The organism is Stakelama portus (genome assembly GCF_003171655.1).
Lineage (GTDB): Bacteria > Pseudomonadota > Alphaproteobacteria > Sphingomonadales > Sphingomonadaceae > Sphingomonas > Sphingomonas portus.
This window is the reverse complement of sequence record NZ_QFZL01000003.1, coordinates 317,959-333,223: the sequence shown is the minus strand read 5'-3', so window position 1 is coordinate 333,223 and position 15,265 is coordinate 317,959. Positions and strand designations below refer to the sequence as shown.

The 15,265-nt window shown below is 65.6% G+C and carries 15 protein-coding genes; 13 read left to right on the top strand and 2 right to left on the bottom strand.

The window, feature by feature from the left end; all coding sequences use genetic code 11:
- The first annotated feature begins 43 nt into the window (after nucleotides 1-43).
- From crtY to DKB74_RS10125, 4 genes are read left to right on the top strand one after another with little or no spacing between them, the layout of a single operon-like run.
- Nucleotides 44-1,207, top strand: coding sequence for a lycopene beta-cyclase CrtY (gene crtY, locus DKB74_RS10140; protein ID WP_109808018.1), 1,164 nt, complete (start codon nucleotides 44-46; stop codon nucleotides 1,205-1,207).
- A complete protein-coding gene (locus DKB74_RS10135; protein WP_109808017.1) occupies nucleotides 1,204-2,694 on the top strand; it encodes a phytoene desaturase in 1,491 nt (496 codons plus the stop codon). Before crtY ends, DKB74_RS10135 begins: the two co-directional genes overlap by 4 nt.
- Nucleotides 2,691-3,272, top strand: a complete 582-nt coding sequence (locus DKB74_RS10130; RefSeq protein ID WP_109808016.1) for an LOG family protein — start codon at nucleotides 2,691-2,693, stop codon at nucleotides 3,270-3,272. The genes DKB74_RS10135 and DKB74_RS10130 overlap by 4 nt, the downstream gene beginning before the upstream one ends.
- Nucleotides 3,269-4,252 (top strand): phytoene/squalene synthase family protein, encoded by a 984-nt coding sequence (locus DKB74_RS10125; RefSeq protein WP_109808015.1) that lies wholly within the window; start codon nucleotides 3,269-3,271, stop codon nucleotides 4,250-4,252. Before DKB74_RS10130 ends, DKB74_RS10125 begins: the two co-directional genes overlap by 4 nt.
- Before the next feature lie 35 nt (nucleotides 4,253-4,287).
- Here DKB74_RS10125 and DKB74_RS10120 read toward each other — a convergent pair whose 3' ends face one another.
- Nucleotides 4,288-4,524, bottom strand: coding sequence for a hypothetical protein (locus DKB74_RS10120; protein WP_109808014.1), 237 nt, complete (start codon nucleotides 4,522-4,524; stop codon nucleotides 4,288-4,290).
- A 130-nt stretch (nucleotides 4,525-4,654) separates the two neighbouring features.
- On the opposite strand from DKB74_RS10120, the gene DKB74_RS10115 reads away from it, so the two are divergent.
- Nucleotides 4,655-6,493 carry an ABCB family ABC transporter ATP-binding protein/permease gene (locus DKB74_RS10115; RefSeq protein WP_193504436.1) on the top strand — a complete coding sequence of 613 codons (1,839 nt, stop codon included), beginning with the start codon at nucleotides 4,655-4,657 and terminating at the stop codon, nucleotides 6,491-6,493.
- Entirely contained in the window at nucleotides 6,493-7,458 is a 966-nt protein-coding gene (locus tag DKB74_RS10110; RefSeq protein ID WP_239987458.1) for an alpha/beta fold hydrolase, read from the top strand. The genes DKB74_RS10115 and DKB74_RS10110 overlap by 1 nt, the downstream gene beginning before the upstream one ends.
- 155 nt (nucleotides 7,459-7,613) lie before the next feature.
- Here DKB74_RS10110 and DKB74_RS10105 read toward each other — a convergent pair whose 3' ends face one another.
- On the bottom strand, nucleotides 7,614-9,074 hold the full coding sequence (locus DKB74_RS10105; protein WP_109808272.1) for a helicase HerA domain-containing protein: 1,461 nt from the start codon (nucleotides 9,072-9,074) through the stop codon (nucleotides 7,614-7,616).
- A gap of 99 nt (nucleotides 9,075-9,173) precedes the next feature.
- Between DKB74_RS10105 and DKB74_RS10100 the strand changes: the two genes are divergently transcribed.
- The 7 genes from DKB74_RS10100 to purH all read left to right on the top strand — a co-directional run bounded on the left by DKB74_RS10100 (nucleotide 9,174) and on the right by purH (nucleotide 15,251).
- Nucleotides 9,174-9,626 (top strand): DUF6265 family protein, encoded by a 453-nt coding sequence (locus DKB74_RS10100; protein ID WP_109808012.1) that lies wholly within the window; start codon nucleotides 9,174-9,176, stop codon nucleotides 9,624-9,626.
- Nucleotides 9,627-9,663: 37 nt separating this feature from the next.
- Entirely contained in the window at nucleotides 9,664-10,176 is a 513-nt protein-coding gene (locus DKB74_RS10095; RefSeq protein WP_145960945.1) for a hypothetical protein, read from the top strand.
- Nucleotides 10,177-10,224: 48 nt separating this feature from the next.
- A complete protein-coding gene (gene recQ, locus DKB74_RS10090; protein ID WP_109808010.1) occupies nucleotides 10,225-11,994 on the top strand; it encodes a DNA helicase RecQ in 1,770 nt (589 codons plus the stop codon).
- On the top strand, nucleotides 11,987-12,508 hold the full coding sequence (locus tag DKB74_RS10085; RefSeq protein ID WP_109808009.1) for a hypothetical protein: 522 nt from the start codon (nucleotides 11,987-11,989) through the stop codon (nucleotides 12,506-12,508). The genes recQ and DKB74_RS10085 overlap by 8 nt, the downstream gene beginning before the upstream one ends.
- A gap of 26 nt (nucleotides 12,509-12,534) precedes the next feature.
- Nucleotides 12,535-13,083 carry a hypothetical protein gene (locus DKB74_RS10080; RefSeq protein WP_109808008.1) on the top strand — a complete coding sequence of 183 codons (549 nt, stop codon included), beginning with the start codon at nucleotides 12,535-12,537 and terminating at the stop codon, nucleotides 13,081-13,083.
- 61 nt (nucleotides 13,084-13,144) lie between these two features.
- Nucleotides 13,145-13,576, top strand: a complete 432-nt coding sequence (locus DKB74_RS10075) for a protein tyrosine phosphatase family protein (protein ID WP_109808007.1) — start codon at nucleotides 13,145-13,147, stop codon at nucleotides 13,574-13,576.
- Nucleotides 13,577-13,628: 52 nt separating this feature from the next.
- A complete protein-coding gene (gene purH, locus DKB74_RS10070; protein WP_109808006.1) occupies nucleotides 13,629-15,251 on the top strand; it encodes a bifunctional phosphoribosylaminoimidazolecarboxamide formyltransferase/IMP cyclohydrolase in 1,623 nt (540 codons plus the stop codon).
- Nucleotides 15,252-15,265 lie beyond the last annotated feature (14 nt).

Sequence of the window (15,265 nt, the reverse complement as noted above, 5' to 3'; positions counted from 1 at the left end):
GCCGGGGCTTCCCCCCACACCCCCGATTCGCTAACCGAAGGCGATGCCAGCCACCCACACATGCGACGTCGCGATCGTAGGCGGTGGACTTGCGGGCGGGCTGATCGCGCTCGCGCTCGCCAGAAAGAAGCCCGATTGCACCATCCGGCTGATCGAAGGATCGCGGCGGATCGGTGGCAATCATATCTGGTCCTTCTTTGCCAGCGACGTCGCGGCGGAGCATCGCTGGCTGATCGCGCCGCTGATCAGCTATGGCTGGACCGGCTATGACGTCGCCTTCCCCGGCCATGCGCGCACGCTGAAAAACCCCTATTATTCGATCGAGTCCGAACGGCTCGACCAGCTGGTGCGCGACACGCTGCCGCAGGACGCATTGATGCTGAAGCGCAAGGTGCTGGCCGCGAGCAGCAAGGCGGTGGTGCTGGTCGATGGCGACCGGGTGGAAGCCAAGGGCGTGATCGATTGCCGGGGCCCCGCGGATTTCGGCGCGCTGGAGCTCGGCTGGCAGAAATTTCTCGGCCGCGAGTTCCGCCTGTCGGAAGGCCATGAGGAAGCGCGCCCGATGGTAATGGACGCGACGGTGGAGCAAGTCGACGGCTATCGCTTCGTCTATACGCTGCCCTTCGCCGCGACGCGGATCTTCGTCGAAGATACCTATTACAGCGACACGCCCGATATCGATGCAGCGGCGCTGGGCGCGCGGATCGACGAATATGTCGCGACAGCCGGATGGGCGGTCGAGCGCGTCGCGCGCGAGGAAGGCGGCGTGTTGCCCGTCGCGATGGGCGGCAATTTCGAGGAATATTGGCGCGCGGGCGGCAATCGCGTCGCCAAGGCGGGGATGCGCGCCGGACTGTTCCACCCGATGACCGGCTATTCGCTGCCCGACGCGGTGCGGACCGCAGCGATGGTCGCCGATACCGGCGATTACAGCGGGACGGCGCTGCACGACATGCTCCATGGATTTGCGCGCAAGACGTGGAAGAAGCGCGGTTTCTATCGCGCGCTGGCCGCCATGTTGTTCCGCGCGGCGGAACCGGCCGAACGCTGGCGCATTCTCGAACGCTTCTATCGGCTGGACGCGGGGCTGATCGCGCGCTTCTATGCCGGGCAATCGACAACAGGCGACCGGTTGCGCGTATTAAGCGGAAAACCGCCGGTTCCGATCGGCAGGGCAGTCAGGGCAATGCGAGGAAGACAGCGATGACGCAGGTGGCCGTGATCGGCGCCGGGTTCGGCGGCCTTGCGCTGGCGATCCGGCTGCAATCGGCAGGGATCGATACGACATTGATCGAAGCGCGCGACAAGCCGGGCGGGCGCGCCTATTTCTGGGAGCGCCCGACGGAAAGCGGCACCTTTACCTTTGATGCCGGGCCGACGGTCATCACGGCGCCCGACGCGCTCGCCGAATTGTGGCAATTGTCGGGGCGCGACATTTCCGAGGATGTGAAGCTCCAGCCGGTCATGCCCTTTTACCGGCTGAACTGGCCCGACGGGACCGAATTCGATTATTCGAACGACGAGACCCGGCTGCGCGGCGAGATCGCCAAGCTGAGCCCGGAGGATGTCGACGGATATCGCCGCTTCCTCGCCTATTCCGAAGGCGTGTATCAGGAAGGCTATGTGAAGCTGGGCCATGTGCCGTTCCTCGATTTCGGATCGATGCTGAAGGCCGCGCCCGCGCTGGCCCGGCATCAGGCATGGCGATCGGTCTATTCGATGGTGTCGAGCTTCGTGAAGAACGAGAAACTGCGCGAGGCGCTGTCGTTCCACACCTTGCTGGTCGGCGGCGATCCGATGAAGACCAGTGCCATCTATGCGCTGATCCACAAGCTGGAGATCGACGGCGGCGTCTGGTGGGCAAAGGGCGGGACCAACCGGCTGGTGGCGGGCATGGTCGCGCTGTTCGAACGGCTGGGCGGCAGCGTGCGGCTGGGCGATCCGGTGACGCATATCGCAACGCTGGGCGACCGGGTGACCGGCATCGCCACCGCATCGGGATTTTCGATGGACGTCGATGCCGTCGCGAGCAACGCCGATATCGTCCACAGCTATCGCGATCTGATGCCCGACAATCGCTCGGCACAGCGCAGCGCGGACCGGCTGGAGCGCAAGCGATTTTCGCCTTCGCTGTTCCTTGTCCATTTCGGGCTGCGCGGCAATTTTCCCGATATTCCGCACCACATGATCCTGTTCGGGCCGCGCTATAAAGGGTTGCTCGCCGACATTTACGATCATGGCGTGCTGTCCGAGGATTTCTCGCTCTATCTCCATCATCCCAGCGCGAGCGATCCGGATATGGCGCCGGAGGGGCATGCGACTTTCTATGCGCTGATGCCGGTGCCGCATCTGGGCAAGTTCCCGGCGGATTGGGAAGCGCTTGCCCCGATTTTGGAGGCGCGGGTGCTCGCCGAAGTGAAAAAGCGGCTGATTCCCGATCTGGACGACCGGATCGTCACCAAATTCAGCTATGCCCCGCCCGATTTTTCGCGCGACCTGGCGGCCTTTCAGGGCTCTGCCTTCTCGCTGGAACCGTTATTCACGCAAAGCGCCTGGTTCCGCGTGCACAATCGCGACGACACCATCGCCAACCTCTATTTCACCGGTGCCGGAACGCACCCCGGCGCGGGCATTCCCGGCGTCGTGGGCAGCGCGAAAGCGACCGCAGGCCTGATGCTGGAAGATCTGACATGAAGCGTATCGCAGTCTATTGCGGATCGGCGAGCCCCGCCGATACCGTCTATATCGAAACCGCCCGGATGGTGGGCCGCACGCTTGCCGAACGCGGCATCGGCGTCGTGTATGGCGGCGGCAAATTGGGTCTGATGGGCGCAGTGGCGGATGCCGCGCTCGACGCAGGCGGCGAAGTGATCGGCGTAATCCCGCAATTGCTGGTCAATGCCGAAGTCGCGCATCGCGGGCTGACCGAATTGCACGTCGTCGAGACGATGCACGAACGCAAGGCGCATTTCACCGAGCTGGCCGACGGGTTCCTGACCCTGCCCGGCGGCACCGGCACGATGGACGAATTATGGGAAGCGATGAGCTGGGCACAGCTGGGCTATCACGCCGATCCGGTCGGCCTGCTCAACACCGCCGGTTTCTATGACGGGCTGATCGAATTCGTCCGGCATATGGGCAAGGTCGGCTTTCTGCGGCCGCAACATCAGGGCATATTGCTGATCGACAGCGAACTGGACGGGTTGCTCGACAAGATGGCGAAGTTCGAACCGACGGTGCCGATCGTCAAAATGACTCGCGAGCAATTGTGAGCGGCCATGGCGCGCTGCCCAGCCGCGCGGCGATCGTCGCGACCGCGCATGAGAGCATCGCGGGCGGATCGCTGAGCTTTGCTGCGGCAAGCCGCCTGTTCGCGCCGCAGATGCGCGAGCGCGCATGGCTGCTCTATGCCTGGTGCCGGCGCTGCGACGACCTGGCCGATGCGCAATATCTGGGGCACGCCGCCACATCGGAGACCGACGCCGCCGAGCGGCTGGCGCTGATCCGCGAGGGGACCCAGGCCGTGCTTTCGGGCAAGCGCATCGGCGATCCGGGGTTCGACGCGCTGGGCGTGCTCAACACCGAATTGCCGCTGCCGCGCCACCTGATCGACGATGTCATCGCGGGCTTTGCGCTCGATGCCGAAGACTGGCGGCCGCGCAGCGAGGCCGATCTGCTGCGCTATTGCTATCATGTCGCGGGGGCGGTCGGGTGCCTGATGGCGGTCATCATGGGCGTCGATGCACAGGATGAATCGACGCTCGACCGGGCATGCGATCTGGGCATCGGATTTCAACTGTCGAACATCGCCCGCGATGTCGAGGCGGACGATCGCGTCGGCCGATGCTATCTGCCGCTCGAATGGCTTTGCGAAATGGATATTCCGCCCGGCCAGCATATGAAGCCGCCGTTTCGCAGCCGCCTGACCGTGCTGGTTCGCCGTCTGGCCGAACGCGCCCAGGCCTATGAAGCGAGCGGACGGGCCGGAACCCCCAAATTGCCGTTCCGCGCGGCATGGGCGGTGCTGGCGGCGGCGGGCATTTACGGGGCGATCGGACGCAAGGTGGCGGCGGCGGGCGACCATGCCTGGGACCATCGCGTCCGGACCGGAATGATCGAGAAGATCGGTTGGATATTGCGCGCGGGCGGCGAAGCGGGCGTGCGCCAGCGCCTCTATGGCCAGCAGCTGCGCGATGCCGATTTATGGACGCGCCCGCGCCAGCCGGAGGGTACCGGCGCCGTCGCGCGATAGCTGCGAAACTGCGTTGCTGAAAATAAAGGCCTGGCTCAGGCGTCCGAATCGGTCGTCGCGACGCTTTCCGCGCTGCGCATCCCGCCGCGCTGCTGACAGGCGGCGGCGACGACCGGATAGGACACATCGGTGTTGCGCATCAGCGCATCGGGCACTGCGGCTTCACAGGCCGCCGCGCTTTCATACCGGACCGGCTCGACACGCTGCTGGCTGCACGCGGCGCCATTGTCCGCGCATCCGAGAATTGCCATGATGTAGAAAACCGGGTCCATGCTTCGTTCCTTCCGCCGATTTCAACGAGCGGATCGGAACGCCGTTCCGATGCTTTTTTATCGCGTCGGGCCGGATCGAATCCGCATGCAGGGAGTTGCAAGCGCGCGTCCGGGTCTCCAGATGGACGCGATGCCACCCGATCAGCCGACAGCCTCCGCAGCCGAGCGGCCGATGCTTGGAACGCTGCGGCGCTTCCTTCCCTATCTATGGCCCAAAAATGCGGTCGGCCTGCGCGTGCGGATCGTGATCGCGCTGACGCTGGTCGTCGTGTCCAAGGTCATTCAGGTTTATGGCGCGCCGTTCGCGCTGCAGGGCGCGATCGACCGGATGGCCGGCGGATCGCGCGAAGCGGTGTGGTTCGTCGCCGCGCTTGCCATCGGCTATGCCGCCGCGCGGCTGGGCACGGTGTTGTTCGACAATCTGCGCAATGCGGTGTTCGAGCGCGTGGGCCAGGACGCGACCCGGCACCTGGCCTCCAACGTGTTCCGCCATCTTCACAAATTGTCGCTGCGCTTTCACCTGGAGCGGCGCACCGGCGCCGTCACCAAAGTGGTCGAGCGCGGGACCAAGAGCATCGATTCGATGCTGTATTTCCTGTTGTTCAACATCGCCCCGACGATCCTGGAGCTGGCGATGGTGATCGGCATTTTCTGGACGCGGTTCGGCATCTGGCTGGTTGCGGGCACAGTGACGATGGTGGTCGTCTATATCGGCTTTACCCGCATCGTCACCGACTGGCGGTCGAAACTGCGCGAGCAGATGAACGAACTCGACACCGGCGCGGTGGCGCATGCGGTGGATTCGCTGCTCAATTTCGAAACGGTGAAATATTTCAACGCCGAACGGCGCGAGGCCGAACGCTATGACAAGGCGATCCACGCCTATGCGACGGCCGCGACGACATCGGAAAACTCGCTCGCCTGGCTCAATATCGGGCAGAGCCTGATTACCAATGCGATGCTGGCCGCAGGCATGGCGCTGGTGGTGTTCGGATGGGCGCGCGGGCAGTTCACGCCGGGCGATGTGGTGCTGGTGTCGACATTGCTCAGCCAGTTGTTCCGGCCGCTCGACATGCTCGGCACCGTCTATCGCATCGTCCGTCAGGGCGTGATCGACATGGGCGCGATGTTCGAGCTGATCGATACCGATACCGAGATACGCGATGCCCCCGACGCCGCGCCGCTGGCGATCCGGCACGGCCATGTCCGGTTCGAGGATGTGCGGTTCGGCTATGATGCCGATCGCGTAATCCTGAAGGGTATCGATCTGGACGTGCCGGCGGGATCGACGCTGGCGGTGGTGGGGCCTTCGGGTGCAGGCAAATCGACGCTGGCGCGGCTGATGTTCCGATTCTACGACGTTACCGGCGGGCGGATCACGGTCGATGGGCAGGATATCCGCAGCGTGACGCAGGAAAGCCTGCGCGCGGCGATCGGCATCGTCCCGCAGGACACGGTGCTGTTCAACGATACGATCGGATACAACATCGCCTATGGCCGCGCCGATGCCGGTCCCGACGAGGTCGCCGCCGCCGCGCGCGGCGCCGCCATCGCCGGGTTCATTCAGGCGCTGCCCCAGGGGTTCGACACGCGCGTGGGCGAACGCGGACTGAAGCTTTCGGGCGGGGAAAAGCAGCGCGTGGCGATCGCGCGCACGTTGCTGAAGGACCCGCCGATCCTGATCCTCGACGAAGCGACCAGCGCGCTCGACAGCCGCACCGAAGCCGATATCCAGGCGACGTTGGAGGCGATCGAGCGCGGGCGCACCACGATCGTGATCGCGCATCGCCTGTCCACCGTGGTGCATGCCGACCGGATCATCGTGCTGGAATCGGGGCGCGTCGTCGAATCGGGGACGCATGGCGAATTGCTGGCGGCGTATGGCGTCTATGCCGAAATGTGGAATCGCCAGGCCGCCGAACGCGAGGACGAAGACGGTTCCGGCGACGGAGCCATGGCGGCCGAATAATGACAGGAGACACTATGAACCGCACGGGCAAATGGCTGACCGGGATCGGCGCAGCGACAGCGGCGCTGGGCGGAGGATTGGCGCTGTGGAGTGCGCTGGGCGCGCGCGGCGCGGAAGCTGCCGTGCCGCAGGACGGCGCGATGCTCGACGTGCCGGGCGGGCGGCTTCACTATGTCGATCGCGGCAGCGGCATGCCGATCGTGATGCTGCACGGATTGCTGGGGCAACTGCGCCATTTCTCCTATGCGCTCGCCGACCGGCTGGTCTCCGATTATCGCGTCATCCTGATCGACCGGCCCGGCTGGGGCTATTCGACGGTCGAGGGCGCGCATCCGGGCATCGCGGAGCAGGCCGATATGGTCGCGGCGCTGATGCAGCGGCTGGCGCTGGAACAGCCGGTGGTTGTCGGCCATTCGATGGGCGGCGCGCTGGCGCTGGCGCTGGCGATTCAGCACCCGCAGCTGGTCGGGGCGCTGGGCCTGATCGCGCCGTTGACGCAGGTGGTCGATACCACGCCCGATGCGTTTCGCGGGCTGGAGATCGAATCGCCCGCATTGCGCGCGCTGATGTCGTGGACGCTTGCCGTACCGGTCGGCACCGTGACGGCGGTCGAAACGCTGCGCAAGATATTCGCCCCCGACGCAGTGCCCGCCGATTTCGCCGGACGGGGCGGCGGGGCGCTGTCGCTGCGTCCGCAAAGCTTTCGCGCGGGCAGCACCGAACTGCTGGCGGCGCCCGAAGCCGTCGGCGCGCTGGTGCCGCGCTATGGCGAGATCGCAGTGCCGACATCGATCCTGTACGGGCGTCAGGACGCGATACTCGACCCCGAACTGCACGGGCGGGTTACTGCCAACGCCATTCCCGATGCGACGCTGGAGATCGTTACCGGCGGCCATATGCTGCCGCTCGCCCATCCGCGCGCGACCGAGGCATGGCTGCGCCGGTTGATCGCCCGACGGGGGTGAGGGCGAAAAGACCCCGCCATTCGGGCTGAGCCAGTCGAGGCCCTGTTCTTCTTCGCTGCCATGGAAAGGAAGAAGTGCGCCCCTTCGACAAGCTCGGGGCGAACGGTGCGGCGTGCTTTGGCACGGCTCGGCACGAACGGGACATTTGAGCAAAATCAGGCGGTTTCCGCCGCCGCCGTCGTCCAGCCCAATTGCGGAATGGTGATCGATCGCTTGCCCGCCAGATCGACGCGCGTGACGAACAGCTCGCGGCTTTCGATATAGGCGATCAGGCGGCGGACGCGCCCCGGCGAGCTGGTGCCATAGCTCGCCGCCAATTCGCTGTCGCTGGGGCATGGTTCGCCCTGGCGGGCAGCCCGCGCCACCATGAGAAACGGCCCGAGCATATCGTCGGGCAGCGCCGCAGCGGCATCCATCGCCGCCTGCCAGCCATCATCGGCAAGGTCGAATATCCCCGCCCGCGCCGCCGACAGCCGCCGGACGAACCCGGCAAGGTCGAGCGGCGGGCGCGGCACGCCGGCCATGCGGCAGCGGACCTGATAATCCTGATAGAGCACCGCCGGCGAGCGGAATGCCGAATCGGCATCGCCGACGATCGCGCGCAGCACATCGACGGTCACTGCCTCCAGTTCCTCGGGCGGCCTTTCGGGCACGTCGGATGACGGGGCGGGGACCGACGCGGCCAGCGCCTCGATCATCCGTTCGCTCGTCATTTTGGGCGGGGCGGGCGGCGCGGGCGGGGGCGTGAACACCGGCGCTTCGGCGACCGGCGCGAACAGCAGGTCCTTGATATCCTCGGGCGGGGCATCGGGAAGCGGGGCGAGTTTGGGACTGCCGCTGCGCGCCGACGTCACGACGTCGCCGATGCGGATCGCAACCGGGCGGCGCGACACCGCCGGGCCGAGCGCGAGGAAGGTGCCGCGCGCCAGATCGCGAATCTGTTCGGCCTGACGCCGTTCCATGCCGAGCAGGTCGGCCGCGCGCGCCATATCGATGTCGAGAAAGGTCCGCCCCATCAGGAAGTTGGACGCTTCGGCCGCGACATTCTTGGCCAGCTTAGCCAGGCGCTGAGTCGCGATGACGCCGGCCAGCCCGCGCTTGCGCCCACGGCACATCAAATTGGTCATCGCGCCGAGCGAGGCGCGCCGCACCTCTTCGGCGACTTCGCCGCCGCCGGTCGGCGCGAACAGCTGCGCCTCATCGACCACCACCAGCGCCGGATACCAATGATCGCGCGGCGCATCGAACAGCGCGTTGAGGAAGGACGCGGCGCAGCGCATCTGGCTTTCCGCCTCAAGCTCATCGAGGCTGAGCACGACCGACGCGCGATGTTCGCGCACCCGCGCGGCAAAGGCGGCGATTTCGCGTTCGCTATGTTCGGCGGCTTCGATGGCGATATGGCCATATTCGTCGCCCAAAGTGACGAAATCGCCTTCGGGATCGATGATGATCTGCTGGACATGCCCCGCCGACCGTTCGAGCAGGCGGCGCAGCAGATGCGATTTTCCCGACCCCGAATTGCCCTGAACGAGCAAGCGAGTGGCGAGCAATTCTTCCAGATCGATGCAGACGGCGTCGCCCTTGCCGTCCAGCCCCATGTCCACGCTGACTGTCATTGCCGCCAGCAATGGCCGATGCGCCCTTATCGGGGCAAGGCGCGAATGCTATTATCCACAGATTGTCGGGCAACGCCGCCCGGTCCGGGGAGAATAGCAATGCGGCTGGCAGTCATTTTGGCCTCTACCCTGCTGGTCGCCGCCAGCGCGCCGGCCGCTCGGGCGCCGGCATCGATCGACAGCGTCGCCTTCATGGCCGGCGACTGGGGCACGACCGACGAAAAGGGCTGGACCCACGAACATTGGAGCGCGCCGATGGGCGGCACGATGATGGGCTATTCGATGTCGGGCAGCGATAGCGTGACGTTCCACGAATTCATGCGGATCGCGCCGGACGATGACGGCCAGTTGGCGCTGGTGGTGACGGGCGTCGATCTGACCCCGGTTGCCTTCGCGCTGACGCAAAGCGCGCCGAACAGCGCCACGTTCGAAGCGCCCGACCATGATTATCCCCAGAAAATCAAATATATGCGTGACGGCGACGTCATGGTTGCGACAATATCGATGACCGCCGGCAGCCATGTTTCGACATGGGAATATCGCCGCAAATAACCGCGCGGCGAGGCCGTGTCCGGGGGAGGAGAAACCTATGCGAGTTCTGGTCGGATTGACCTGCATGATCCTGGCATTGGCGCCGGCGCAGGCGGCTGCGCAGCTGCTGAAGCTGAAACCGGGCGAAGCCGCGACAGTGCGCCTCAGCCCGCACGTCACCGCCACCGCCCCCGAAGCCGCCACCATGACTCCGTTCGACACCTTCGTCTTTTCGCAGATCGCGCCCGAAATCGTCGATACCGACGAAGGGCAAATGGTGACGATGGACGACGCTGCGCTGATGCCGAACATCGCACCCGGCGCGATTCGCTTGCGGTTTCTGGCAGTGCCGGGACATTCCGACATGCTGTTGATCGTCGAAAACGGATATGACCGGGCGGTGCGCTATCGCGCCAGGATGACCGTCGGCGACGAACGGGTCGATACCAGCACCTGCATCGTTCCGGGCAAGCACCCGGGTATCGAACATTGGCCGCACGGCATTTCGGAAATCGCACTGTCCGATTTCCGCCTGATCGATGGCGATGACGGGCGCGAACCCTGTTTTTGATCGACCAATGGAGTTGCCTGAGCCGAGTTGTGCCGTGATAAGGCGCCGGTGATCGATCCGCACGACGTCCTCCGCACCACATTCGGTTTCTCCGGCTTTCGCGGCGTGCAGGAGCAGGTGGTCGATCGCGTGCTTGGCGGCCGCAACACGCTCGCGGTGATGCCGACCGGCGCGGGCAAGTCGCTGACCTATCAGCTGCCCGCCGTCGCGCTGCCCGGAACCTGCCTGGTCGTTTCGCCGCTGATCGCGCTGATGCACGATCAGTTGCGCGCCGCCGAAGCGGTGGGCATTCGCGCCGCGACGCTGACCAGTGTCGATGACAATCGCGAGGAAACGATCGCGCGCTATCGGCGCGGCGAGCTGGACCTCCTCTATGTCGCGCCCGAGCGCGCATCGTCTGAGGGGTTTCGCAACCTGCTGCGCGCGGCGCCGCTCAGCCTGTTCGCGATCGACGAAGCGCATTGCGTTTCCGAATGGGGACATGATTTCCGCCCCGATTATCGCCTGCTCCGGCCGATGCTCGACATGTTTCCCGAAGTGCCGCGGCTGGCGCTGACGGCTACGGCGGATGCGCATACCCGTGCCGATATTCTCGAACAGCTCGGCATCCCGCAGGACGGGCTGATCGTCGCCGGGTTCGACCGGCCCAATATCAAATATCACATCGCCCCGCGCGACAGCGTGACGCGGCAGATCGAAGCCGTTCTGGCAGATCAGCCGGGGCCGGGCATCGTCTATGCGCCGACCCGCGCGGGTGTCGAACGGCTTGCCGAGAAACTGGGCGCCAAGGGGCGTCCGGTGCTGCCCTATCATGCCGGGCTCGACCCAGAGGTGCGGCGGCGCAATCAGGCGGCGTTCGTCGCGAGCGAGGACATGGTGGTCGTTGCCACCGTCGCGTTCGGCATGGGGATCGACAAGCCCGATGTCCGTTTCGTCATCCATGCCGGGCTGCCCAAATCGATCGAGGGCTATTATCAGGAAACCGGGCGTGCCGGACGCGATGGCGATCCGGCGGTCGCGCATCTTTTCTGGGGTGCCGAGGATTTTGCCCGCGCGCGCCAGCGGATCGGCGAAGTCGAGGCGCATCGCCAACAGGGCGAGCGGACGCGGCTCGACGCGCTGGCGGGGCTGGTCGAAACCGCCGGGTGTCGCCGCGCGGTGCTGTTGCGCCATTTCGGCGAAGATCCGCCCGAAACCTGTGGCAATTGCGACAATTGCCTGAACCCGCCCAAGGTCGCCGATGCGACGCAGGTCGCGCGCAAGCTGCTTTCGGCGGTGTACCGCACCGGGCAAAGCTATGGCATCGGCCATATCGAAAAGGTGCTGACCGGCGCCAATGACGATCGCATCACCGAACGCCAGCACGATCAGCTGTCGGTATTCGGCATTATCGAAGGCGAGGAAACGGCGCTGATCCGCCCGGTGTCGCGCGCGCTGCAGGCACGCGGCAGCCTGATCGCGACCGAACATGGCGGGCTGAAGCTTGCCGGGGATGCGCGCGAAATCCTGAAGGGCGAACAGGCCATCGAAATCGTCGTGCCCCCCAAGCGCGAGCGGCGGCGGCGCGGCGGCGCGGGCGCGGCCAATCCGGTCGGCAATCCTTTGTTCGAGGCATTGCGCGCGAAACGGCGCGAGATTGCCCAGGAAACCGGGCTGCCGCCCTATGTCATCTTTCACGATTCGGTGTTGCGCGACATGGCGGCGGCACGCCCGACCAGCCGCGCCGAGCTTGCGCAAATCTCCGGCATCGGCGAGCGTAAGCTCGATGCCTATGGCGAAGAGTTTCTGGGCGTGGTCAGGGAGATGGCGGATGCGTAGGATCGGAATTGCAGCAGTTGCGCTGATGCTTGTCGGCGCCTGTGCGCCGCACCCCCGCAGCACGGTTGCGGCACCTGCCGACGGCACGATCAACCTGCGGATCAGGAGTTGGGGCAAGACCGTATTCGCGCTGTCCGCCGCGCCCGATGGAACGTTGGTCTTCAGCAAGGCGAAGGGCGACCTGTTCGGCCAGCCGCCCCAGCAATTCACCGAGCATCGCGTGAAGGGCGATATCGCGGGCTATCGCCGCGTCGCCGACGCTCTGGCGCCCGCCCGCCGCTATGCCGGAACCACGGTGGTCTGCGAACAGCGCATCACCGACCAGCCCTATGGCCGCATTCAATGGAGCGGTCCGCCCGCGCACCATGTCGATCTGGATACCGGCTGCATCGCTCCGGCAACCCGCGAAATTGCCGCGGCGGTCGAAGCGGCCCGCGCGGCAGCGGAATCCGCGACGGCTTCGGCGCCGTCGACCGACGTCATCGTGATCGAGGAACTGCCGCCCTCGCAATGAGGGCGCGAACCGGAAGGGCCGATCGCATGCGCAACACGATATGGGCGATGATCGCCCTGGCGTTGACTGCCTGCACGCCGATGCCGGGGACAGAGGCACCTTCGGGCCGGCAACAGGCTGCCGTCGCACCAATGCCCCCGCCGCCGCAGGAAATGCCCGCGCGGATCACGCTCGATTACCGCAGCTGGGGTGTGCTGCGTTATTATTTCGACATCGCGAGCGATGGCACCGGGACGTTTCGCTATGCCGAAAAGGGCGGCAGTTTTTACGAGCCGCAGATCGTCACCAGGCAGGTTGCGATCACGCGCGACCAATATGCGCGGCTCGTCGCGAAACTGGCGCCTGCCTATGGCTATGCGGCGTCGCCCGCCGGACTGGAATGCGAGCGCCGGATGACCGACGCTCCCTATGGCGACCTGACCTTTGCGCGCGAGAGCGGGCCGAGCGAATTGCGGTTCGATATCGGCTGTTTTTCCGACCATTCGGCGACGGTCTATGATTCGATCCATGCCGCCATCGAAATGGTCGAGCGGCTGACTGCGGACCAGCCCGAGACGGCGCGTACCCGGCCCTGATCGCGCCTGCGCGACAGGCGCAGCCTTGACGTCACCCCGGCCGAAAGCGCAAGGCGCGACCATGACCGGACGCAAGATCGACTCGCATTTCACCGCTTCGCCGCAGATCACGCCGGAGATGGTCGCCGCCATCGCCGCCGAAGGCTTTACCACCATCATCTGCAATCGGCCCGATGGCGAAGAGGATGGCCAGCCGCGCAGCGCCGATGTGCGCGCGGCGGCGGAAGCGGCGGGGCTGACATGGGAGTTCATCCCCGTCACCGCCGCCGGATTTTCGGGCAATCAGGTCGAAGCGATGGTGGGCGCGCTGAACAAGTCCGATGGCCCGGTCTTCGCCTATTGCCGGTCGGGCACGCGTTCGACCAATCTCTGGGCGCTGGCCAAGGCGAGCGAAGGGAGCGATCCCGACACGCTGATCGCTGCAGGTGCGCAAGGCGGCTATGACCTGAACGGCATTCGCCCGTTGCTCGACACGCTGTCGGGAAAGGCCTGACGAGACCCCCGGGGGGTTGCCATATCGCGCCGCTTGACCGAAAGGCGCGCGCATGACCGACATTGCCATTCGCCGCGCGCTGCTTTCCGTCTCCGACAAGACGGGGCTTGTTGATTTCGCCAAAGCGCTTGCCGCGCATGGCACCGAACTGGTTTCGACCGGCGGTACTGCAAAGGCGCTGCGCGAGGCCGGACTCGACGTCAAAGACATTTCCGATCTGACCGGCTTTCCCGAGATGATGGACGGGCGGGTCAAGACGCTGCACCCGATGGTGCATGGCGGCCTGCTGGCAGTGCGCGACAATCCCGAACATGCGCAGGCGATGGAGGATCACGGGATCGGCGCGATCGATCTGGTCTGCGTCAACCTCTATCCCTTTGCGCAAACGGTGGCATCGGGCGCGGATCGCGAAACGGTGATCGAGAATATCGACATTGGCGGGCCGTCGATGGTGCGTTCGGCGGCGAAGAATCACGGCTATGTCGCGATCGTCACCGATCCCGCCGATTATGGCGCGATTGCCGAGGAACTGACCGCAACCGGCGGCAAGACGCGGCTCGCGACACGCATCAAGCTTGCGGCCAAGGCCTATGCCCATACTGCCGCATATGATTCGGCGATTGCCAACTGGTTCGCGTGGAACGACGCCTTCACCAACGAACTGGGCGGAGAAGCGCTGGCCGCGACACCATTCCCCGAGACGATGCCGCTTGCCTTCGCGCGCAAGGACACGCTGCGCTATGGCGAAAACCCGCATCAGTCCGCCGCGCTCTATCTGCCGCAGGCGCCCGGTGCCGCCGGGATCGCGCAGGCCGAGCAGGTACAGGGCAAGGCGCTGAGCTATAACAACTATAACGACGCCGATGCGGCGCTCGAGCTGGTCAGCGAATTCCGCGACGGCCCGCCGACCGTGGTGATCGTCAAGCACGCCAATCCGTGCGGCGTTGCGAGCGGCGACACCATCCTTGAAGCCTATAAGGCAGCGCTCGCCTGTGACAGCGTGTCGGCATTCGGCGGCATCATCGCAGTCAATCGCCCGCTCGATGGCGACACGGCGGCGGCGATCACCGAGCTGTTCACCGAAGTGGTGATTGCGCCGGGGGCCGACGATGCGGCGCGCGCCGCGTTCGCGAAGAAGAAGAATCTCCGTCTGCTGATCACCGGCGAATTGCCTGATCCCAGGCGGTCCGGTTTTGCTTTCAAGACGATCGCCGGCGGGCTGCTGCTCCAGTCGCGCGACAATGGCGTACTGGGCGAGGGCGAACTCAAGGTCGTGACGAAGCGCCAGCCGACCGCGCAGGAACTGGCCGATTGCAAATTCGCCTGGACCGTCGCCAAACATGTGAAGTCGAACGCGATCGTCTATGCCCGGGGCGGCAGCACCGCAGGCGTCGGCGCGGGGCAGATGAACCGGCTGGAAAGCGCGCGGATCGCCGCGTGGAAAGCAAAGGACGCCGCCGAAAAGGCCGGGTGGAGCGAGCCGCGCACCATCGGGTCGGCGGTCGCTTCGGACGCCTTTTTCCCGTTCGCTGACGGCTTGCTGGCCGCAGTGGAAGCGGGCGCTACCGCAGTGATCCAGCCGGGCGGATCGATCCGCGACGATGAAGTGATCGCGGCGGCGGACGAAGCCGGACTGGCAATGGTCTTCACCGGCATGCGGCACTTCCGCCACTAATGAGATGGCTGCTG